This is a genomic window from Nonomuraea sp. NPDC049758 (genome assembly GCF_040674635.1).
Lineage (GTDB): Bacteria > Actinomycetota > Actinomycetes > Streptosporangiales > Streptosporangiaceae > Nonomuraea.
In genome coordinates this window covers 1-20,340 of the sequence record NZ_JBFAMZ010000045.1, presented here as the reverse complement: position 1 = coordinate 20,340, position 20,340 = coordinate 1, and the positions used below count along the sequence as shown (strand labels likewise).

Genomic DNA, 20,340 nt, shown 5'->3' with positions numbered 1-20,340 from the left:
CTGGAAGGAACCGCCGTCAGCCGTTCGCGGACCCCGTCACCGGGGTGCGGCGGCGAGTTCGGCGACCGCCGCGACGACCAGGTCCACCTCCCGCTCGGTGTTGTAGTAGTGCGGCGACAGGCGCAGGCACCACTCGACGTCCTTGTCCCCGAAGTCGAACTGGGCGAAGTGCCGGAAGCTGAGCGCCGAGTTGACGCCGCGCGCGTCCAGCGCCGCCTTGAACGGTTCCGCCGCCCAGCCCTCGACGGCGAAGGTGACCAGGGCGCCCAGCCGCCGTCCCCGGTCGAGCACGACGGAGTAGGGGAACTCCCAGTCCTCGAACCTGGCCGCCGTCGCGACCGGCTCGTAGCGGCCCGGCTCGGTCCAGCGCGCGCCGTGCATGTCGATGAACAGCGGCTCGTAGCCGGCGTCCAGGACGTGGTCGGCGACGTACAAGAAGCCGGAGCCGCGCGGGAACTTGCGGCACGTGGCGGTGAGCAGGTCGCAGCCGATCTCCTCGACGTCGACCGGGTACTGGCAGGCGTCCACCAGGTAGAGCAGGTCCAGCTCGCGGCAGTGCCGGCCGATCTCGGCGACCGGCTGGACCAGGCCGGAGTTGGTGGGGATGTGGGTGGCGGCCACCAGGCGCGGGCGGTGCCGGCGCATCAGCGCGGCCGCCGAGGTGCACCTCCAGCCGCAGGTGGTCGACCATCGCGGCGAGCACCGGAGCGGGCAGCAGGCCGCACCCGGCGTTGTTGAAGTGCACGACCTCCTCCGCGCCCGGGGTGTCGGCGCGCAGGGCCGCGACGTCCAGAAGCGATTCTGGCGAAGCGCTGGAAGCGCTATCATCGATTCTCATGTCGGACAGTAGCAGTTCGGCCGAGCTGGCGACCAGGATGCGCACGATGATCGACCGGCTCTCGCCCGGCGACCGGCTGCCGAGCAGCAGGGAGCTGATCCGGCGCTACAAGGTCGGCCCCGCCACCGTGTCGCAGGCGATCGCCGCGCTGGCCGCCGAGGGCGTGGTGGTCACCCGTCCCGGCAGCGGCACGTACGTCGCGGCCCCGGCGCGGCGGCGCGCCGGTGTCCCCGACACCGCGTGGCAGAGCGTCACCCTCGCCGACCGGGCCGTGGACACCCGCAGCCTCACCGGCGCGGTCGGCGCGCTGCCCGAGGGCACGATCCTGCTGGACGGCGGCTACCTGCACCGCTCGCTCCAGCCCACCCGCGCCCTGACCGCCGCGCTGGCCCGCGCGGCCCGCCGTCCCGACGCCTGGGACCGCGCCCCGGCCGCCGGCCTGGCCTCCCTGCGCGGCGTGTTCGCCACGATGGCGGGCGGCGGCGTGAGCGCCGAGGACGTCCTGGTCACGGCCGGCGGGCAGAGCGCCCTTTCCATGGCGTTCCGGGCGATCGCCGGGCCGGGCGACCCCGTCCTGATGGAGTCGCCCACCTATCCCGGGGCGATCGCCGCCGCCCGCGCGGCCGGCCTGCGCCCGGTGCCGGTGCCGACGGACGCCGACGGCCTCAAGCCCGACCTGCTGGCCGACGCCTTCGCCCTGACCCGCGCCCGCCTGCTCTACTGCCAGCCGACCTACCACAACCCGACCGGGGCGGTGCTGGCCCCGGGCCGCCGGCGGCAGGTCCTCGACACGGCCCGCGCGGCCGGCGCCTTCGTGATCGAGGACGACTTCGCGCGCCACCTCGGCCACGGCGCGCCGGTGCCGCCGCCGCTGCTGGCCGACGACCGCGACGGCACGGTCGTGCACCTGACCTCCCTCACCAAGCCGGCCGCGCCCAGCCTGCGCATCGGCGCCCTGACCGCCCGGGGCCCGGTCATGGAACGCCTGCGCGCCGTGCGGCTGGTCGACGACTTCTTCGTCGGCCGCCCGTTGCAGGAGGCGGCGCTCGACCTGCTCACCTCCCCCGCCTGGGAGCGGCACGTCCGGTCGCTGGGCGCGGCGCTGCGGGAGCGGTGCGCGACGCTGGCCGCCGCCGTCTCGGCCGAGCTGCCCGGCTGGACCCTCGACCGCGTGCCCGCCGGCGGCCTGCACCTGTGGGTGCGCCTGCCCGGCGGCGCCGACGACGCCGTGGTCGCCGACGCGGCCCGCCGCGACGGCGTCGCCGTCAGCGCCGGCAACCGCCACTTCGCCACCGAGCTCCCGGCGGCCTTCCTGCGTCTCGGCTTCGCCGCGACCGCCGGGCACGCCGAGCTGGCCGAGGCCGTGCGGCGGCTCGCGGAGGTGGACCGCGCTCTGGCGGCGTCCCGGTAGCGCTTCTGGGTCAGCCCTGTGCCCAGGCGGTCGCCGTCCAGGTCAGCGCGTGCGTGGCGGCGGACTTGCGGAGCAGCCTGAGGTGGACGACCTGGTGGTCCTCCGTGACGACGCACAGGCCCATGCCCGTCCGCATGCGGGCGAAGGTGAGCGAGGAGCCGAGCGGGTTGAGGTTCACCGCGTCCACGCAGGCGGCCGGGTCCGCGGGGCCGTCGAGCAGGGCCTCCTGGCCGGTGACGTCCCAGACGGTGAGCTTGGCGACCTGGTCGTCGAAGCAGTCGTAGACGAGGTCGCCGTTGCTGCCGACGGTGACCTTCGGGCCGGTGGGGGTCAGGTCGATGCCGTTCTGGAAGTGCGAGAAGTCGGTGCAGGGCGGGCCGCCGGGGAGGGTGAAGCGCACGTTCTCGTACTCCTTCTCGTACTCCGGCAGGGTCGTGGAGGGCACGGCGGCGGCGGTGGCCCTTATGGGGGTTGTGGCCGGGATCGTGACGGTTACGGCCGGCGGCGGCGCGGTCGTCGTGACGGGTGCGGGGTCGCCGGGACCGGTGAGCGCCAGGGCCGACGCGGTCAGGGCGACGGCGGCGGCGCCCGTCCAGAGGGCGAGGGCCGTCCTGGCCTTGCGCGGGCGGGCCGGACGCGTCGGCGAGCCGCGCGGCGGCACGTAGGTGTGCAGCGTGGACGCCACCGCCGCGGGCAGCCAGGGACCGGCCGCCGCGTCCCCGGCTCCCCCGGCGAGCGCGGCGACCTCCGCCGGGACGGGCCGGTCGGCCGGATCCCTGCTGAGGCAGCGGGCCAGCGGCCCGGCCAGGGCGGGCGGGCATCCGCGCAGGTCGGGCTCCTCGTTGGCGATGCGGTAGAAGAGCACGTCCGCCGGGCCCTCGCCGAACGCGGGCCGTCCGGTCAGGGCGAAGACGGCGAGCTGGCCCAGCGCGAACACGTCCGTGGCCGAGGTCACCGGCAGGCCCCTGACCTGTTCGGGGGTCATGAACGCCGGGGTGCCGACGCGCATGCCCGTGTGGGTGAGGCAGGTGGCGTCCACGGCGCGGGCGATGCCGAAGTCGATCACCTTGGGCCGGTCCTCGGCCAGCAGCACGTTCGAGGGCTTGAGGTCCCGGTGGACCAGCCCGGCCGCGTGGATGCCGACCAGCGCCTCGGCGACCCCCGCGATCAGCCGCCGGACGGTGGCCGGCGGCAGCGGGCCGTGCTCGGCCACGGCCTGGTGCAGGGAAGGCCCGCAGATGTACGCCGTGGCCAGCCAGGGGACGGCGGCGTCGGGGTCGGCGTCCACCACGGGGGCGGTGAAGGCGCCCTGCACCCGCTGCGCCGCCTGCACCTCGTGGCGGAACCGGCGGCGGAACTCCGGGTCGGCGGCGTACTCGGGTTTGACGACCTTCAGGGCCAGGAGACGGCCGCCCGGCGAGACGGACAGGTAGACCCGGCCCATCCCGCCCTCCCCCAGCCGGGCGCGGAGCGGGTACCCGGCCACCGACGTGGGGTCGTCCGGGGAGAGGGGAGGGAACTTCGTCGCCATCGGGACTCCAGAGCCGGTACGGAGGTCGTCCGCGTGGACCCGGGGGCGGCCGATCGGGCCCCACCCGGCGTCGCACGGGTTCATTGTCGGCCCGCCGAGGCGTACGGCGCCTGTCCTGTATTCGTCCCACAGCGTGTGTGGTGCGGGCGGACGTCAGCGGACGGCGATGGCCTCCTCCACGAGCGCCACGGCGGCGCGCGGGTCGGCGACCTCGATCACGAGCCGGGCGTAACGTTCGTCGGCCAGCTCGATGACCACGGCCTTGGCGGCGTCGTGCACGTCCCAGAAGACCTTCTCACCGTTGAGGTGGAACGTTCCGGCCGTGATGACGCCGGGCAGGTGGGCGCCGGGCGCGCGCAGCCCCTTGGGGTCGCCGACGATGCCGGGGTCGGCGGTGGCGCCGCGCACGTTGGCCAGCGGGATGACCAGCCGGCTCTTCAACGCCCACAGTTTGTCCAGGCCCTCGATCTCCACGACCAGCGCCTGTCCGTCAATGCTGATCCTCGCCATGTCATGCTCCTTGGTGGTGGTGGGTGAGCCGGTGGGCCAGAGCGGCGCCGGCTCGGTCGATGTCGGTGCTCGCGGTCCCCGCCCTGGCCCGCAGCCGCAGGCCGAGGAGGGCCGCGGTGAGCGCGAAGGCCAGGTCGTCCTCGGTGCCCTCGCTCCCGGACGCCGCCGTGGCGGCCTGGTCGAACGCGGCCAGCACGGCGGCGAGCCGGTCGGCGACCTCGCGGTCGACCGGCGCGCGTTCGACCGCGGCCAGCAGCAGCAGGTTGAGGCCGACCTCGGCGGCCGGCTCGGCGGCGGCCACGCGCAACGCCTCGGCCAGGTCGCCGGCGGCGGCGATCCGGTCGATCAGCGGGTTGACGTCGTGCTCCAGGGACCAGCTCAGCGCGGCCTGGTAGAGACCGCGCTTGCTGCCGAAGGTCTTGTACAGGCTGTTGCGGTGGACGCCGAGGTGGGTCACCAGCTCGTCCATGGAGATGCCGTCGTAGGACCGGGTCGAGAACAGCTCCGCCGCCGCCCGTACCACGGTGGCCTCGTCGAATCCTCTTGGTCGTCCCATGCCTCGATCGTAGACAATAAAGGAACGTTCAGTCAAGAACGTTCATTCCTAAACTCCCGAGACGTGCGCCCCGACCGCACTGGGAGGATCGGGTCATGTCCGAACTGCACCGGCGCACAGCGGCCCTCGTCTCCGAAGCCGGCTACCGCGACGACGAACCGATCGTGGCCGGGATCCACCGGCGCGGCGCGCCGCCCGTCCTCGTGGCGCGCGGGGTGACCGCCTCCGGTGCCCCGATGAGCGCCACAACCGTCCTCTATGCCGCGTCGCTGTCGAAGCAGATGACCGCGGCGTGCGCGGCGCTGCTGGTCAGAGACGGGGTGCTGGACGTGGAGTCGCCCCTGTCGGGGTGGTTGCCGGGCTTGCCGGGGTGGGCCGGCGCGATTCGGATCAGGCACCTCGTCCACCACACGGCGGCCCTTCCGGCGGACGCCGAGATCGACGCGCTCCAGGGCTCCGCCGACCGCACCACGCCGGGCATCCTCGCGGCCCTCACCCGCTTCCCGGCCCTGGACCGCCCGCCGGGCACCGGGCACGTCTACTCCAACGCCGGGTACGTCTGCGTGGCGGCGGTGCTGGAACGAGCGTCCGGCCTGACCTTGCCCGATCTCGCCCGCCGCCGGCTCTTCGCTCCCCTGGGGATGACCGGCACCCGCTTCTGGCCGGGCCCGGACCCCATGCCGGCGGGCGCCGCGCCGCTCGTCCGCCTCCGTCCCGCGCCTTTGTCACTCGGGGACGGGGGCGTGTGGACGACCCTCGGCGACCTACTGCGCTGGAGCCAGGCACTGAACGCGGATGAACTCGGCGTCTCACCGCTCATGCAGACCCCGGGACGGCTCGACGACGGGACGCCGATCGACTACGCGTGGGGAATGGGCGTACGGTCACATGTCGGACATGTCGTCTACCGCCACGGCGGAGGCTGGACCGGACTGCGCGCCCTGCAGGCCCGCATCCCCGACCTAGACGTGAGCGTCGCACTCATCGCGACCCGCGACGACACCGACCGCCGGATACCGCTCCTCGAATCCCTCCTCGAAGCAGCGCTCCAAGCCCCCTGAACCGGAACGCCCCCCGCACGGACGGTCGCGACCGACGAAACGCTGGACCCAGCGGCGGCGGGACAGCAGGCCCCACACCCCCGACCCGCCGCCAAATGCCCGGGGCGGGTTCACAGGTGGCGCGCCCGCCGCAGAACAGGCGACTGCGCGCTTGGTCTAGGTTTGGGCGGGTGCGGGTTGTTTCGGTGAACGCGTGGGGTGGGGCCATGTTCGGTGAGCTGGCGCCCTGGGTGGCGGGGTGCGGCGCCGACGTGCTGTGCCTGCAGGAGGTGACGCGCACGCCCGGCCTGCGCGGCTGGACCAGGTTCGACGACGCCGAGCGGTCCCTGCCGCAGCGGGCCGACCTGCTGGCCGACGTCGGCTCGCGCCTCCCCCGCCACCAGCCGCTGTTCGCCGTCAGCGACTCCGGCCCGGTCCAGGACGAGGAAGGCGGCTCGCACCGGCAGGACTTCGGGGTCGCCACGTTCGTCGCCGAGACGCTGCCCGTCGTCGGCGTGCGGTCCGCGTTCGTGCACGGCGGCTACGTCGAGCACCACGACGGGTGGCCGGCCGGCGACCGGCCGCGCGCCGCCCTGGCCGTACGCGTCTTCGACCGCCCGGCGCGGCGGTTCGTCACCGTCGTGAACCTGCACGGCCTGCGGGACGCGAGCGGCAAGGCCGACACCCCGGCCCGCCGCGCCCAGGCCGGACGGCTCGCCGCCCTGGTCGCCGGCGCGCGCGAGGACGGCGACCTGACCGTGGTGTGCGGCGACCTCAACCTCCTGCCGGGCAGCGAGACGTTCCGGATCCTGGCCGGGCTGGGCCTGCGTGACCTGGTCGGCGACGCCGACACCAGGACCTCCCGCTACCGCAAGCCCGTGCGGCACGCGAGCTACCTGCTCGTCTCCGACCCCGCCGCCGTCAAGGAGTTCGAGGTGGCGACCGCCCCCGAGGTCTCCGACCACCGCGCCCTGATCCTCGACCTCTAGCCCCGTTCTCCGCACCTGGACGATCGTCTGATCTTTCAAGGGCACGGAGTCTTCTGGGCGGTGGCTGCCGTCAACCCTTGCGTTCGTGATCGTAGGCGGCCTGGGCCGCGGCGACGGCGGCGCCGTGTCGCTTGGCCCAGTCGGTGAGTTCCAGCAGCGACTTGTGGAGTTCCCGGGCCATCTCCGTCAGCGTGTACTCGACCTTGGGCGGAACGACCGGATGGACGGTGCGTACGAGCAAGCCGTCCCGCTCCAGCTTGCGCAGCTTGAGCGTGAGCATGCGCCTGCTGATTCCGTTGATCGAGCGTTCCAGCTCCGTGAACCGGACGGGACCCTGCGCAGCGGCCACCAGGATGCCGATGCTCCACTTCCCGGAGACGTGATCGAGGACCTCCGAGACCGGGCACGCCTCGCGGGCCAGGGCTGACACATCGATGTGACTCTGGGACATGAAAGTGCCTTCTTCCGCCGGGCTCGACAGTCACCAATCATGTACTCCGTATCAAATCGTGCACCGAACCGGAAGGCAGCCCCATGATCCAGGAACTCGCAGACCGCACCGCGATCGTGGACACCGTCATCGCCTACGCGACAGCCCTGGACACCAGGGACTGGGAGACCCTGGGCGCGCTGTTCACCGACGACGCCTGCTGGGAGTACAGCGGTTCGGGCGAACGGCTCCGCGGGCCTGAGGCGATCACTGCCAGGATCAGCACCAGCATGGAGCGATTCGACGCCACCCATCACCTGAACGGCAACCATGTCGCCACAGTGCACGGCGACGAGGCCGAGCACACTTGCTACTACCAAGCCCAGCATGTCCGCCTCGGTCTGCCCGATGGCGAGAAGTTCCTTGCCGGGGGTCGCTACGACGACCGGCTGCGCCGCACCCCGGACGGCTGGCGCTTCACCCACCGCAGGATCATCAGCGTCTGGAGCGAGGGAAACCCCGCCGTGATCACGTCCTGACGGCAGGCTGCGAAGATCCACATGTGCGGTGAACGGGTCTAGCCGGACGCGGTGGTCTTCCGCACGCGGGAGGTCTCGGCGGAGAGCGGCGTGCCGTCCTGGCCGAGCGGGTGCAGCCGGGGCAGCTCCCGCCCCTGGCCGTCGACCAGGACGGAGTGCGGCTCGTCCGGCGCGAAGGCATGGCGCTCGCCCCATTGGCGCAGGGCGACGACGGCGGTGAAGAGGTCCTGCCCGGCCTCGGTGAGCCGGTAGGCGTGCCGCCTGCCGTCGGCGGCGCTCCTGTCGAGGATGCCGTGCTCGACCAGCTTGCGGAGCCGGTCGGTGAGGATGTTGCGGGCGATCCCCAGCCGCTGATGGAACTCGGTGAAGGTGGTGGCGCCGTCCATCGCGTCACGGACGATCAGCAGGCTCCACCGGTCGCCGACCAGGTCGACGGCGCGCGCGACCGGGCAGGCAGGGTCGGTCCAGGCGTTTCCCGCAGCGAGTGTGACGTCCACCGGGCCCTCCGATCAGTTGCAATTCGAAACCATTATGCCCTAACCTCCGATCGGTTGCATATTGAAACTGATTGGGGAGTGACATGTCGCCAGGACTGACCGGAAGGCAACGGATCGTGCTCGCGCTGGTGTGCGCGGTGGCCGTGTCGCCCGTCTACGGCATCCAGCCCGTCCTCCAGGCCGCGGGCCGGGACCTCGGGCTGGCGGACGGATCACTGGGCTGGCTGGTCGCCGCCGGCCAGATCGGCTATCTGGCGGGGCTGGTGCTGCTCGTCCCGCTCGGTGACCTGTTCGACCGGCGCCGGCTCATCACGGTCCACCTGCTGCTGACTGCGGTGGGCGCCGGGGTGGCCGCCGTGGCGCCCGGCGGCGGCCTGGCGATCGCGGGCCTGGCCCTCGCCGGGCTGTTCGCCGTGGTCGTCCAGGTCACGGTGGCCTACGTCGCCGCCGTCTCACCGCCCGGCGAGCGCGGCCGCAACATCGGCACGGTCACCTCGGGCGTGGTGGCCGGGATCCTCGGGGTCCGGTTGGTCGCGGGCCTACTGGGCGAGCTGGCCGACTGGCGGGCGGTCTACCTGGTCATCGCCGCGTTGTGCGTGCTGCTCGCGTTCGCCGCCCGTCTGGTCCTCGACGCCGACGTCCGGCGTCCCGGGGTCTCGTACGGCCGGTCGCTGTCGTCGCTGGGCCGGCTGGTGGCCGGGGACCGGCTCCTGCTCAGCCGGGGGCTGATCGCGTTCTTCCTGTTCGCCTCCTTCGGCACGTTGTGGAGCGGGCTGGCGCTGCCGCTCGGCGCCGCGCCGTGGCACCTCGGCACCACCGAGATCGGGCTGTTCGGGCTCGCCGGGCTCACCGGCGCGCTGGGCGCGGCCCGGGCCGGCCGCTGGGCCGACCGGGGCCTGGCGTCCTCGGTCACCGGCTGGTCGCTGGCGCTGCTGGCCGCCTCGTGGCTGCTGACCGCCCAGGCGGGGTGGTCGTTGTGGCTGCTGATCGCCGGCGTGGTCGTGCTCGACTTCGCCGTGCAGGCCGTGCACGTCAGCAGCCAGCACCTGCTCACCACCGCGCGTCCCGACCGGAGCAGCGGGGTCATCGGCGCGTACATGGCCTGCTACTCCCTCGGCTCCGCGCTCGGCGCGATCACCACCACCTGGGCCTACAGCCTCGCGGGATGGCCGGCCGCCTGCCTGCTCGGCGCGGCCTACGCCGCGCTCGGGCTCGGCGTCGCCGTCTCGACGCGGCGGCTCACCGCCGCGCCGGCGGCACGCGCGTCCGCCTCGGCCTGAACGGGGTCAGGAAAGGTCGAGGATCGGCACGAGCTGCTCCTCCTCGTACGCCAGATGCGCTTCGAGCTCGTCGGTCAGCCGCTCGATCTCCGCGCGCACCCGCACCGGGTCGTCACCGGACAGGGCCTCCTTCAGCTCCGCCACCAGCACGCTCACGCGCTCGTGCTCCACGGCCAGCCGCTCGATCACCGGGGCGAGCGCGGGATGCCGCTCGGCCAGCGCCGGGAACATCATGGTGTCCTCGCCGGTGTGATGGTGGTGCAGCCCCTGGCACATGGTCAGGCAGTTGACGCGCAGCTGCACGCCCAGGCCGGGGCGTCCGGTGTCGGCCAGCTCCTTGCGGATCAGCGCGAGCTCGCGGCGGAAGCCGTCGTGCACCAGCTTGAGGTACGCCCCGCCGGAGGGCGCGGACGACCGGGGCGGCCCCGGCACCACCTTCAGCGCGACGACGGGGATGATCCGGGTCGTCTTGGCCTGGTAATCGGCCCAGCCGGGGTCGCTCTCCACGGCGCGGGCGAAGGCGGCGTCCCGTTCGGCCCCTTCCAGGATCTCCGCCTCGACGTCGAAGACGAAGACGCCGCTCTCGACGGTGGCACGGGGGTCGGCGCGCAGGTTGTGGTACCAGGCGGGGTTCCTCGGCGCCCCGCCGGCGGAGGCGATGACCAGCATGCGCTCGCCGCCGTCCGGCAGGTAGCCGAGCGGGGTGGTGTGGGGCTTGCCCGAACGGGCGCCGGTCGTGGTGAGCAGGAGCAGTCTCGCTCCCTCGAAATAGCCGCCGACCTGGCCGTTGTTGGCGCGGAACTCGTCGATGACCTGCTTGTTGAAATCCACTCTTCTCCATGGATGATGGTCTCTGCTCTGACGTGCTGAGGAGGAGAAGAGGAAGCGGCGGGCCGCGCGCCCGCCGGGCGATCACGCCAGGGCCGGGCTGCTTTCTGGTGCGTGGCCCAAGGCCGACCCGGCAGTCACGGGGGTGACGCTACTTCATCAAGATATTTTTCGCAAAGCCGACAAACCTCCAGGCCGGGTCCGCGGTGGTCCGGCGTCGGCACGATCGCGCGCCGGCGCCGGACCTCACCACCTCCCGTGGAGGCGCCCGCCGCGATTACTCGGCGTAGGGCTGGTCCTCGCCCTGCTCGCTGTAACCCAGGCTCCAGACGTAGCCGTCGGGGTCGGCGAAGGTGCCGCCGTACCCGCCCCATGGCAGGGCGCCGGCGGGCTTGAGGATGGTGGCGCCGGCCTTCTCGGCCTCCTCCATGATCTCGTCCACCCGCGCCTCGCTGCGGACGACATAGGTGAGCACGACCCCGCTGAACCCGCTGCCCTCCGGGCTCAGCCCGATCTGGCCGGCCAGGCCCTCGCGGCCGTAGAAGCCGACGGGCGAGGCGCCGTCGGACTCGAAGAACACCGAGATGCCGTAGTCGTTCTGGATCTTCCAGCCCAGGCCCTCGGTGTAGAACCGCTTGGCCGCCTCCATGTCGCGGACGGCGAGGAGGATAGAGCTGACGTGCGCTTTCATGCCGTGTCTCCTTGGTGCTTCAGACGTTCTCCGACGATGAGAGCAACGCTACGGAGGAGGCCCGGCCGGGCGCTTCTCGAATCCTGACCGGTTGGACCGGCCTTGAGAAACGTACGGCGGGAGCCATGACTTCTGTCATCGCCCACCGGTGACTGCGACGTCTACGCCGGATCCGCCGGCTCCGACAGGATCGGACCATGACGAACGACGCGCAGCGCACCACCCCCAACTGGACCCTCGGCCTGGCCACCGGCATCGCGATCGGCATGGGCCTCGGCCTCACCCTGCACAACATCCCGCTGGGGCTCGCGCTGTCGCTCTGCCTGGGCGCGGCCCTCGCCTACGCACTCCCCTCGAAGGGCACGCAGGACCAGCAGTGATCCCCCGCACACGAACGACGGGCCCCCGCGATCTCGCGGGGGCCCTTTCTCGTTGCCGCGGCTTCTCCGGACGGTGATTTGACGAGCGTCCCCCAATTGTACGAGGATCCCGAACTGTACGTAATTTCCGGACAATCGTATGAAGGTGGACATGAGACGCCGATCCGGCCTGATCCTCGCCCTGCTCGCCCTCTCCCAGCTCATCACCTCCCTCGACTTCAACATCGTCTTCGTCGCCCTCCCCCGGATCGGCGCCGACCTGGACTTCTCCCCGCAGACCCTGCAGTGGGTGGCCAGCGCCTACGCCGTCGCGTACGGCGGGTTCCTGCTGCTCGGCGGCCGGGCGGCCGACCTGCTCGGCCACCGCCGGATGTTCGTGGGCGCGCTGGCGCTGTTCGCGCTCGCCTCCCTGGCCGGCGGCCTGGCGCAGGGCCCCGGGGCGCTGGTCGCCGCGCGGGCCGCGCAGGGACTGGGCGGCGCGCTGCTGTTCCCGGCCACGCTGGCGCTGGTCAACACCGGTTTCGCCGAGGGGACGGCGCGCAACGGGGCGCTGGCGGTGTGGAGCGGCGCCGGAGCCAGCGGGCTGGCGCTCGGGTCCCTGCTCGGCGGCCTGCTCACCGGCGCCTGGGGCTGGGAGGCGGTCTTCTACGTCAACGTGCCGCTCGCCGTCGTCGCGATCGCCGGAGCCTGGCTGCTGCTGCCCGCCGACGGGGCCCGCGCGCGGGGCCGCCGGTTCGACGTCCCGGGCGCGGTGCTGGCCACCGGCGGCGTCAGCCTGCTCGCCTACGCGCTCATCCAGGGCCCCGAGTCGGGGTGGAGCTCGCCGCTGATCACCGGCGGGTTCGTGCTGGCCGCCGTGCTGCTGGCCGCCTTCGTCGCGGTCGAGAAGGCGGGCGCCGACCCGCTCATGCCGCTGCGGCTGTTCGGCAACCGGAGCCTCAGCTCGGCCGTCGCGGTCATCCTGGTCTTCGGCGCCACGTTCAACGCGCTGCCGTACTTCCTGACCGTCTACTTCCAGACCGTGCTCGGGTACGGCGCCGTGGCGACCGGGCTGGCGTTCCTGGTGCCGTCCCTGCTGATCGCGCTGGGCACCCAGCTCGGCGGGCGGCTGGCCGGACGGATCGGGATGCGGGTGACGCTGCTTCTCGGCACCGTCGGCGGGGCGGCGGGCACCGCGCTGCTGGCGACGGGGATCAGCGCCGACGGCTCGTACTGGGGTGTGCTGCCCGGCATCGTCGTGTCGGGCGTCAGCCAGGGCCTCACCTGGACCGGGATGTGGATCGCCTCGGCCACCGGCGTGGCGGCGGGCGAGCAGGGGATCGCCTCCGGCATGGCCTCCACCGCGCTCCAGGTCGGCGCGGCGCTCGGGCTCGCGGTGCTGGTCGCGGCCGGCGGGGTGGGCGAGGCCACCGGCCCCGCGCTCGCCTCGGGGATGCGCACGGCGGTGCTCGTCGCGGCCGCGGGCATGCTGCTCGGGACGGTCGTCGCCCTCACCTTCGCCCGCCACCGCGCCACCGCCGCCCCGCTCCCCGCCTGACCTGTGGCGCGTGGGCTCAGCGCTGGCGCAGGCGGTCGTAGAGCAGGCAGATCGCGCCCGATTCGGTGGTCGTCAGGTCGGTCAGCGACCAGTGCGTGGCGGGCAGTCCGTCCTCGAACAGCCGGGCACCGCCGCCGGCCACCTCGGGGCAGAGCGTGATGCTGAGCCGGTCCAGCGCGTCCGCCTCCAGCAGGGCCCTGATGACGCTGCCGCTGGCCAGGACGACGACGTCCCCGCCGGCCTGCTTCCTGAGCCGCTCGACCTCCGCGGCGGGGCCGGTCTCGGCCAGGCGGGAGTTCTGCCACGGCGCGTCCGTCAGGGTCGAGGAGAAGACGATCTTCTCGGTCTCGTCGAGCCACTGGGCGAAGGCCCGGTCGCGGGGGTCGGCGTCCTCGTCCCCGGCGACCGCCGGCCAGAAGGAGCCGAAGCCCTCGTAGTTCCTGCGGCCGAGCAGGACGGTGGTGGCCGCGCCGGTCACCCGGATCATGTGGTCGCGGGCGCCGTCGCTGAGGGCGTGCGGGACGATCCAGCTCATGTCGTACTCGCCGCCCGGGCCGCTGACCCGGCCGTCGAGGGACAGCGAGATGTTGCCGACGACCCTGCGGCCCTGGACGGTGTCGTGCTGCGTCATGTCCGACTCTCCTGGTGAGGTGTTGGTTGCGATGGGCACGATCCTGCCGTCCGGGCGGGCCGGGAACATCGGCCACCTGGCAGAGATCCCGCCGGGCCCCTGGCCTGTTTGCTGGCATACTTCGGGCGATGTCTGATGTCCGTCATGTTCCGGCAGAGTTGTCGTCGTTCGTGGGCCGGGCCGAGGAACTGGCGGCGGCCGGCGAGGCGGTGACGGCCGGGCGGGTCCTGACCCTGACCGGGCCCGGCGGGTGCGGCAAGACCCGGCTGGCGATGCGCCTGTGCCGGGCGGCGTCCGGGGCGTGGCCGGACGGCGTGTTCTGGGTCGGCCTGGAGCAGGAGACCGACGGCGGCCAGGCCGGCCGCCGGATGGCCGCCGCGCTGGACGTCCCGCTGCCCGCCGACCGGGACCCGGTGCCGGTGCTGGCCGCCGCGCTGCGCGAGCGCGAGCTCCTCGTCGTGCTCGACAACTGCGAGCACGTGCTGGACGACGCGGCCGGCGTCGTCGCCGCCGTTCTGGCCGAGTGCCCGCGGGTGGCGGTGGTCGCCACCAGCCGGTCCAGGCTCGGCGTGCCCGGCGAGCGGGTGTGGCCGGTGCCGCCGATGAGGCTGGCCGACGCGCTGGAGCTGTTCCTCGAACGCGTCCGCTCCGCCGCCCCGGACGCGGCCGGAGCGGCCGAATCGCAGGCCAGACGGATCTGCGACCGGCTCGACCGGCTGCCCCTCGCGCTGGAGCTGGCGGCCGGCTGGGCGGGCGCGCTGTCGCTGACCCAGATCGCCGACTCCCTGAGCGCCCCCTACGCCCTCCTGGACGGCGGCGCGCGGACCACCCCCTTCCGCCAGCGCACCCTGCAGGCGTCGATGAGCTGGAGCCACGACCTGCTGGACGACGACGAGCGGGTGCTGTTCCGGCGCGCCGGGGTGTTCGAGCCGGGCTTCACCGCCGACGCCGTCACCCGTCTGGCCGAGCTCGGCGGGCCGAGCGCCGGACGCCTGCTCAGGGCGTTGCGGGGGCTGATCGACAAGTCGCTGGTGGTGGCCGACACGACCGGCCCGGTGGCCCGGTACCGGATGCTCGGGGTGGTGCGGGCGTACGCGCTGGACCGCCTGGCGGCGGCGCGGGAGGAGACCGCCGCGCGCGACCTGCACCTGGACGTCCACGCGTCGTTGCCCGCGGAGCTGGCGCCGCTGCTGGAGACCGACAAGGACGCCTGGCGGGCGCGGTTGGGCGCCGCCTACCCCAACGTGCGGGCCGCGATCGAGTGGGGGCTGTCGCGTCCGGACCCGGCGCGGGGGCGGCGCCTGGCCGCGGACTGCGCGTGGCTGTGGCATCTGGAGGGACGCGGCGCCGAGGGGGCCGCGCTGCTGCGCCGGGCCGCGGCGCTCGGCGCGGACGAGCGCAGCCCGCTCCAGGCCCGGGTCCTGACGGCGCTGGCGCTCGTGCTCAACACCGCCGAGCCGGGGATCGAGGCGTTCGAGGTGGCGCGGGCGGCGCGGGACCTGGCCGAGGCGGCCGGCGCCCCGGAGGCCGCCCGCCCGGCCGGGCCGCTGATCGCGCTCGGCCTGCTGGCGACGGGCCTCCCCGAGGCGCTGGCCGAGGCCCGCGCGGTGCGGGACGAGGCCGTCCGGGCCGGGGACGAGTTCGTCGCCGACAGCGCCGAGGCGATCGCCGGCCTGGTGCACGTGCTCGGCGACGACTACCGGCGGGCGATCGAGTGCTTCGAGCGGGCTGTGGAGCGGCTGGTGGCGCGCGGCGACCGCGGCGTGGCCTCCTTCGCGCTGGGCTGGTGGGCGCTGGCCGCCGCCCGGTCGGGCGCGCTGGAGCGGGCCGCGGAGCTGGCCGGACGGGCCGTCGAGACCGCGGAACCGCTGCGTGACCTGCACTGGACCGGCTCGGCCCGGGTCGTCCTGGCGGAGATCCGCATCCTGCAGGGCCGCCTGGACGAGGCCGCCGCCGCCCTGGAGCCCGTGGCCCGGCTGATCGACGGGCTCGGGCGGCTGCCGTTCATCACCGGGTGGGAGCGTTGCCAGGCGATGCTCGCGCTCGGGCACGACCGGCCGGGCGAGGCGGTGGAGTGGTGCTGGCGGGAGGGCCGCTGGCAGGAGGAGCCGGACGCGGCGTGGCTGGCGCCCGACACCCAGCTCGTGCTGGCGGCGGCGCTGCGCCTCTCGGGCGCGGAGCCTGCGGCAGAGCGACTGCTGGACGCCCTGTCGCGGTCGCCGGTCACCGCGCGCATGCCGCGCGTGCGCGCCGGGGTGCTGGACGAGCTGGCACTGCTGTCCCACGACAGCGACCCGGAACGCGCGCTGCGGCTGCACCACGAGGCCCTGCGCATCCACGCCGACCATGACCTCGTGCTCGGCCTGGTGGCCGGCCTGGAGTCGCTGGCGCTGCTGGACCTGCGTCGCGGCGCCGTCAGGACGGCCGGGGTGCTGGCCGGGGCCGCCGAGCGGGCACGCGCGGACCTCGGGGCCGCGCCCCGCCCCCTCCCGGCCGCCGACGGCGAGGAGTGCCGCGAACTGCGCGCGGCCGTCGAGCGGGGACGCGCCATGGACCTGGACACGGCGGTCGCCCACGCCACCCGCGCGCGGGGGCCGCGCCGCCGGCCCAAGTCCGGGTGGGAGAGCCTGACCCCGGCCGAGCGGTCGGTGGCCGGGCTGGCCGCCGAAGGGCTGTCCAACCCGGAGATCGCCGCCCGGCTGTTCGTCAGCCGGGGCACGGTCAAGACCCACCTGGCGCACGTCTACGCCAAGCTCCAGGTCGCCAACCGCACCGAGCTGGCCCGCGCGACCGCCGCCCGCCCCGCCGGCGAGGGCGACGAGGTCAGGCGTCCGGGTTGAGTTCGCGGCGGATGGCCTGGCTCGCCGCGCGGTGCTCGGCCGCGGCGGCCGGGTCGCTCTCGTCGAGTACGGCCGCGATGCCCTCGTGGGCCAGGGCCTCCTTGTGCCGCGCGCCCACCTTGGGCGCCAGGTCGAGGGCCTGGCGGTGCAGGCGCAGCGCCTCCTCCGGCAGGCCGGCCAGGCGGCAGGTCTCGGCGTAGCCGTAGAGGAAGTGCACCTTCCAGTGCTCCTCGAACAGCTCGTCCAGGAGGGCGAACGCCTCCCGGTGGCTGTCCAGCGCCTCCTCGTGGCGGCCCATCTGGCGCAGGGCGACGCCCAGGCAGTTGAGGCACCACGCCTCGTTGTGCTTGTGGCCGTCCTCGCGGGCCAGCTCCAGGGCCTGGCTCAGGTGCTGCGCGGCCTCGCCGGGCTCCTCGTGGACGATCGCCATGCCGAGGGTGATCCGGGCGGTCAGCGTGGCCGGCCAGCCGGGCTCGCCGTGCGTCTGCGTCAGCACGTCGCGGGCCAGCCGGGCGGCCTCCTCCCGGCGTCCCAGTTGCAGCATCGCCCACGCCTCGTCGGCGGCGGCGTGGGCCGCGCCCGTCGGGCAGCCGGCGCCGGCGTAGAGCCGGGCCGCCTGCCGGAACAGGTCGAGCGGCTCCTCGACGTGGCCCTCGTCCCAGCTCAGGTAGCCGCGGCGCATCATCAGGTCCGCCGCGGAGCGGGCGTCGCCGGCCTGGGACACCAGGGGGGCCGCCGCCTCGTACGCGGCCCCGGCCTCGGCCATGCGGCCCGCGTTGTAGCGGGCGAAGCCCAGGTCGCTGTGCGCCTCGGCGAGCTGCCACGGGTCGCCCAGGCGTTCGGCCGCCGCCAGCGACCGTTCGAAGAGCACGTTGAGGTGGGTGGTGCCGCAGCGCCGGGCGAAGAACGCGCGCATGAAGCGGGGCAGCTCGCACGCGTGGGCGTCGGCGCCGGTGGCGACCGCCACCTCGAAGGCGCCCATGAGGTTGGTGTACTCCGCGCCGAACCAGCCCAGCGCCGCGTGCTTGCTGCCGAAGGCCGGCAGGGCGGCCGGCGGGCTGCCCGCGGACGCGGCCCGGCTGCCCGACTCGTACGGCATCGCGGCGTCGGCGGCGGCCGCCGCGTGCACGTAGTAGTCGAGCACCCGGCCCAGCGCCTGCTCCCGCTCGGCCGGCGTGTCCTGCTCCTCGGCGGCCCGGCGCGCGTGCTGGTGGACGAGGTCGTGCAGCGTGTACCGGCCGGGCGAGGGCTGCTGGACGAGGTGGGCGTCGAGCAGGTCCTCCAGCATCGCCCGCGCGTCGCGCAGCGGCACCCCGGCCAGGGCGGCGGCCACGTAGTCGTCGAAGGAGGACCCGGACAGCAGGCCCAGCAGCCGGAACAGGCGGCGCTGGGCCCGGTCGAGCTGGCGTACGGACATGGCGAAGGCGGTGTCGAACTCGCTCGGCCCCTCGGCCATGCGCTCGACCAGGATGCCGACGGTCCAGCCGGGCCGGTGGCGCAGCCGGGCCCCGGCCAGCCGCAGGGCCAGCGGCAGGTGGCCGCACAGCCGCAGCACCTCGGCCGCCGCCTCCGGGTCCTGGGCCAGCCGCCCGTCGGGCCCGCTGGGGTCGCCGCTGGCGCGGGCCAGCAGCTCGGCGCTCTCCTGGGGGGTGAGCACGTCCAGCGAGACGGGCGGCACCTCCTCCAGGCCCAGCAGCCGGTTGCGGCTGGTGATCAGGGCGACGGACTCGCCCGCGCCGGGCAGCAGCATGCGGACCTGGTCGGCGCCGGCGGCGTTGTCGAGGACCACGACGGCCCGCCGTCCGGCCAGCTCGGCCCGCCAGCAGGCGGCCAACGGCTCGATGCCGCCCTCCTGCGGGATCTTCTCCGAGGGCACGTCGAGCGCGGCGAGCAGCGACCGCAGCGCGGGGTCGGGGTCGAGCGGTTCCCGCCCGTCGGTGAACCCGTGCAGGTCCAGGTAGAGCTGGGCGTCGGGGTAGTCGGCGGCGAGCCGGTGCGCGGCGTGCACGGCCAGGCACGTCTTGCCGACGCCGGCCATGCCGTCCACGGCGACCACCCGGCTCTGCGCGACCGCGGCGAGCACGGCGTCGAGATGGGCCTCGCGCCCGGTGAAGTCGGGCACGTCGCGCGGCAGGTCGTTGCGCGGCGGACGGGGAGCGCCGGCGGGCGCCGAGGGCGGCTGGACCTGGCGGCTCGCCTTGGGCGGCGCCGGAAGGGGGTTGGCCGCCCGGTCCCACAGCGGGCGCAGCGGGCGCGGGTCGCGCTTGACCAGGCGGCACAGCTCGATCACCGCGGCCCACGGCGGCACCGACTGGCCGCTGAGGTAGCGCGACAACGACGACGAGCTGAGGCCCGTCTCGCGGGCGAGCGCCCGTACGCCGTGCCCGGAGAGCTCCTGGAGCAGGCGCAGCCGGGTGGCCAGCTCGTCCTGGGGGTCCGCCGTCTGCTGTCGAGTCACGCGTTCCTGCCTCTCTGTCCCGTCGCGGAAGAAACTTACCGGGACGAATCGCCGCAGGCCAACGGCGTTCCGGCTGTCCCACGGTGTCCCACGGGCATCGTGGCGGCGGGCCCGACGCGCTGAGATGGAGTCACGCCCCGGGGGACGGGGCGCCGACCAGGGAAAAGGGAGAACCACCATGCAGTCCCGAATGAAGAACCCGGCCTCCGTTCTGCCCGGCGCGATGCAGTCGATCCAGGAGCTGTTCAAGGCGGTGCACGCCGGCGGGGTGGACGCCGCCACGCTGGAGCTGGTGCACCTGCGGATCAGCCAGATCAACGGATGCAGCGCCTGCGTGGACGCGGGCGTCAAGGGCGGCCGCAAGGCCGGGGTGAGCGAGGACCGGCTGGCCACGGTGGCCGCCTGGCGGGAGGCCCCGTACTTCACCGAGGAGGAGCGGGCGGCGCTGGAGCTGGCCGAGGCCGCCACGCGCCTGGCCGACCGGCCCGACGCGGTCAGCGACGAGGTCTGGGACCGGGCCGCCACCTACTACGACGAGAAGCAGCTCGCCGCGATCGTGCTGATGATCGGCGTGACGAACCTGTTCAACCGGCTCAACGCCAGCACCCGGCAGATCGCCGGCGCGTGGGGCTGAGCGACACCACCCCACAAAACGGCCAGTACTAGCATTCACCCCACACACAAGGAGATTTCACCATGAGCACCACGAAGAACACCGACGCGTCCGGCAAGGGTTTCGAAGGCTTCACCGAGGACGAGCGCGCGGCGATGAAGGCGCACGCCAGCGAGCTGAAGAAGGCCGCGCGGCGCGGTGGGAAGGCGTCGGCCGCCGACGGCGAGCGCGACGTGCTGGAGAAGATCGCCGAGATGGCCGAGGACGACCGGGTGCTGGCCGAGGCGGTGCACGCCATCATCAGGGCCGCCGCCCCGGACCTGACGCCGAAGACCTGGTACGGCATGCCGGCCTACGCCAAGAACGGCAGCGTCGTGTGCTTCTTCAAGCCCGCCGCGAAGTTCAAGTCCCGCTTCGCCACCCTCGACTTCAACGACGGGGCGAGCCTGGAGGACGGCGCCATGTGGGCGAGCGCCTTCGCGCTGAAGGAGCTGACCCCCGACGCCGAGGCGCGCATCGCCGCCCTCGTGCGGCAGGCCGCGGGCTGAGCCTCCGGCGGACCCCCTGCGGTCCTGCTCCACCGCGGCGCGCCGGACCCTGCTCCGGACCGGCGCGCCGCAGTGGAGCACGGGACCGTCAGACCTCGTCCACGCTGCTCGGCTCACGCCGGGACAGATCGATACCGAGTTCCTCCGCCGCGCGGAAGACGTCCTCGTCGGTGTCGCGCATCTCGATGGACAT

General features: G+C 74.0%; 20 protein-coding genes. 10 read left to right on the top strand and 10 right to left on the bottom strand.

Translation table 11 applies throughout. From position 1 onward, the window contains the following. Positions 1 to 36: 36 nt before the first annotated feature. Positions 37 to 645, bottom strand: coding sequence for an aminotransferase class V-fold PLP-dependent enzyme (locus tag AB0J46_RS50650; protein ID WP_364344283.1), 609 nt, complete (start codon positions 643 to 645; stop codon positions 37 to 39). A gap of 191 nt (positions 646 to 836) precedes the next feature. Between AB0J46_RS50650 and AB0J46_RS50645 the strand changes: the two genes are divergently transcribed. Further along, a complete protein-coding gene (locus tag AB0J46_RS50645) occupies positions 837 to 2,249 on the top strand; it encodes a PLP-dependent aminotransferase family protein (RefSeq protein WP_364344280.1) in 1,413 nt (470 codons plus the stop codon). 10 nt (positions 2,250 to 2,259) lie between these two features. On the opposite strand, the gene AB0J46_RS50640 is transcribed toward AB0J46_RS50645, so the two are convergent. The 3 genes from AB0J46_RS50640 to AB0J46_RS50630 form a co-directional block, all read right to left on the bottom strand. Then, entirely contained in the window at positions 2,260 to 3,780 is a 1,521-nt protein-coding gene (locus AB0J46_RS50640) for a serine/threonine-protein kinase (protein ID WP_364344277.1), read from the bottom strand. Between the two features lie 153 nt (positions 3,781 to 3,933). Next, positions 3,934 to 4,290 carry a hypothetical protein gene (locus tag AB0J46_RS50635; RefSeq protein ID WP_358011505.1) on the bottom strand — a complete coding sequence of 119 codons (357 nt, stop codon included), beginning with the start codon at positions 4,288 to 4,290 and terminating at the stop codon, positions 3,934 to 3,936. 1 nt (position 4,291) lies between these two features. Then, entirely contained in the window at positions 4,292 to 4,846 is a 555-nt protein-coding gene (locus AB0J46_RS50630; RefSeq protein ID WP_364344274.1) for a helix-turn-helix domain-containing protein, read from the bottom strand. A gap of 95 nt (positions 4,847 to 4,941) precedes the next feature. Between AB0J46_RS50630 and AB0J46_RS50625 the strand changes: the two genes are divergently transcribed. Beyond that, entirely contained in the window at positions 4,942 to 5,907 is a 966-nt protein-coding gene (locus AB0J46_RS50625; protein ID WP_364344271.1) for a serine hydrolase domain-containing protein, read from the top strand. A 95-nt stretch (positions 5,908 to 6,002) separates the two neighbouring features. Then, entirely contained in the window at positions 6,003 to 6,875 is an 873-nt protein-coding gene (locus AB0J46_RS50620) for an endonuclease/exonuclease/phosphatase family protein (RefSeq protein ID WP_364344268.1), read from the top strand. A 70-nt stretch (positions 6,876 to 6,945) separates the two neighbouring features. On the opposite strand, the gene AB0J46_RS50615 is transcribed toward AB0J46_RS50620, so the two are convergent. Next, positions 6,946 to 7,326: a helix-turn-helix domain-containing protein gene (locus AB0J46_RS50615; RefSeq protein ID WP_358300303.1), complete on the bottom strand. Its 381-nt coding sequence runs from the start codon at positions 7,324 to 7,326 to the stop codon at positions 6,946 to 6,948. An 83-nt stretch (positions 7,327 to 7,409) separates the two neighbouring features. Between AB0J46_RS50615 and AB0J46_RS50610 the strand changes: the two genes are divergently transcribed. Continuing rightward, positions 7,410 to 7,844 (top strand): nuclear transport factor 2 family protein, encoded by a 435-nt coding sequence (locus tag AB0J46_RS50610; protein WP_364344265.1) that lies wholly within the window; start codon positions 7,410 to 7,412, stop codon positions 7,842 to 7,844. A 38-nt stretch (positions 7,845 to 7,882) separates the two neighbouring features. Here AB0J46_RS50610 and AB0J46_RS50605 read toward each other — a convergent pair whose 3' ends face one another. Further along, positions 7,883 to 8,341 (bottom strand): helix-turn-helix domain-containing protein, encoded by a 459-nt coding sequence (locus AB0J46_RS50605; RefSeq protein ID WP_364344262.1) that lies wholly within the window; start codon positions 8,339 to 8,341, stop codon positions 7,883 to 7,885. Between the two features lie 83 nt (positions 8,342 to 8,424). On the opposite strand from AB0J46_RS50605, the gene AB0J46_RS50600 reads away from it, so the two are divergent. After that, the gene (locus AB0J46_RS50600) at positions 8,425 to 9,621 is read left to right on the top strand and encodes an MFS transporter (protein WP_364344259.1); all 1,197 of its coding nucleotides are present in this window, start codon (positions 8,425 to 8,427) and stop codon (positions 9,619 to 9,621) included. Positions 9,622 to 9,627: 6 nt separating this feature from the next. Here AB0J46_RS50600 and AB0J46_RS50595 read toward each other — a convergent pair whose 3' ends face one another. Next, entirely contained in the window at positions 9,628 to 10,452 is an 825-nt protein-coding gene (locus AB0J46_RS50595; RefSeq protein WP_364344257.1) for a nitroreductase/quinone reductase family protein, read from the bottom strand. Between the two features lie 274 nt (positions 10,453 to 10,726). Further along, positions 10,727 to 11,140, bottom strand: coding sequence for a VOC family protein (locus tag AB0J46_RS50590; RefSeq protein WP_352366224.1), 414 nt, complete (start codon positions 11,138 to 11,140; stop codon positions 10,727 to 10,729). 197 nt (positions 11,141 to 11,337) lie between these two features. Between AB0J46_RS50590 and AB0J46_RS50585 the strand changes: the two genes are divergently transcribed. Further along, positions 11,338 to 11,520 carry a hypothetical protein gene (locus AB0J46_RS50585; protein ID WP_364344255.1) on the top strand — a complete coding sequence of 61 codons (183 nt, stop codon included), beginning with the start codon at positions 11,338 to 11,340 and terminating at the stop codon, positions 11,518 to 11,520. Positions 11,521 to 11,671: 151 nt separating this feature from the next. Next, positions 11,672 to 13,057 carry an MFS transporter gene (locus AB0J46_RS50580; RefSeq protein ID WP_364344253.1) on the top strand — a complete coding sequence of 462 codons (1,386 nt, stop codon included), beginning with the start codon at positions 11,672 to 11,674 and terminating at the stop codon, positions 13,055 to 13,057. 16 nt (positions 13,058 to 13,073) lie between these two features. Here AB0J46_RS50580 and AB0J46_RS50575 read toward each other — a convergent pair whose 3' ends face one another. Next, a complete protein-coding gene (locus AB0J46_RS50575) occupies positions 13,074 to 13,688 on the bottom strand; it encodes a dihydrofolate reductase family protein (protein ID WP_364344250.1) in 615 nt (204 codons plus the stop codon). A 128-nt stretch (positions 13,689 to 13,816) separates the two neighbouring features. Between AB0J46_RS50575 and AB0J46_RS50570 the strand changes: the two genes are divergently transcribed. Then, positions 13,817 to 16,528, top strand: coding sequence for a LuxR C-terminal-related transcriptional regulator (locus AB0J46_RS50570; protein WP_364344248.1), 2,712 nt, complete (start codon positions 13,817 to 13,819; stop codon positions 16,526 to 16,528). Here AB0J46_RS50570 and AB0J46_RS50565 read toward each other — a convergent pair. Beyond that, positions 16,512 to 18,986 (bottom strand): tetratricopeptide repeat protein, encoded by a 2,475-nt coding sequence (locus AB0J46_RS50565; protein ID WP_364344245.1) that lies wholly within the window; start codon positions 18,984 to 18,986, stop codon positions 16,512 to 16,514. The two genes, AB0J46_RS50570 and AB0J46_RS50565, sit on opposite strands and share 17 nt — an antisense overlap. A 178-nt stretch (positions 18,987 to 19,164) precedes the next feature. Here AB0J46_RS50565 and AB0J46_RS50560 point away from each other — a divergent pair, with 178 nt between their 5' ends. Together AB0J46_RS50560 and AB0J46_RS50555 are read left to right on the top strand one after the other, a co-directional pair. Then, positions 19,165 to 19,620, top strand: coding sequence for a carboxymuconolactone decarboxylase family protein (locus tag AB0J46_RS50560; protein WP_364344242.1), 456 nt, complete (start codon positions 19,165 to 19,167; stop codon positions 19,618 to 19,620). Positions 19,621 to 19,682: 62 nt separating this feature from the next. After that, a complete protein-coding gene (locus AB0J46_RS50555; protein ID WP_364344239.1) occupies positions 19,683 to 20,147 on the top strand; it encodes a DUF1801 domain-containing protein in 465 nt (154 codons plus the stop codon). The last annotated feature ends 193 nt before the right edge of the window (positions 20,148 to 20,340 follow it).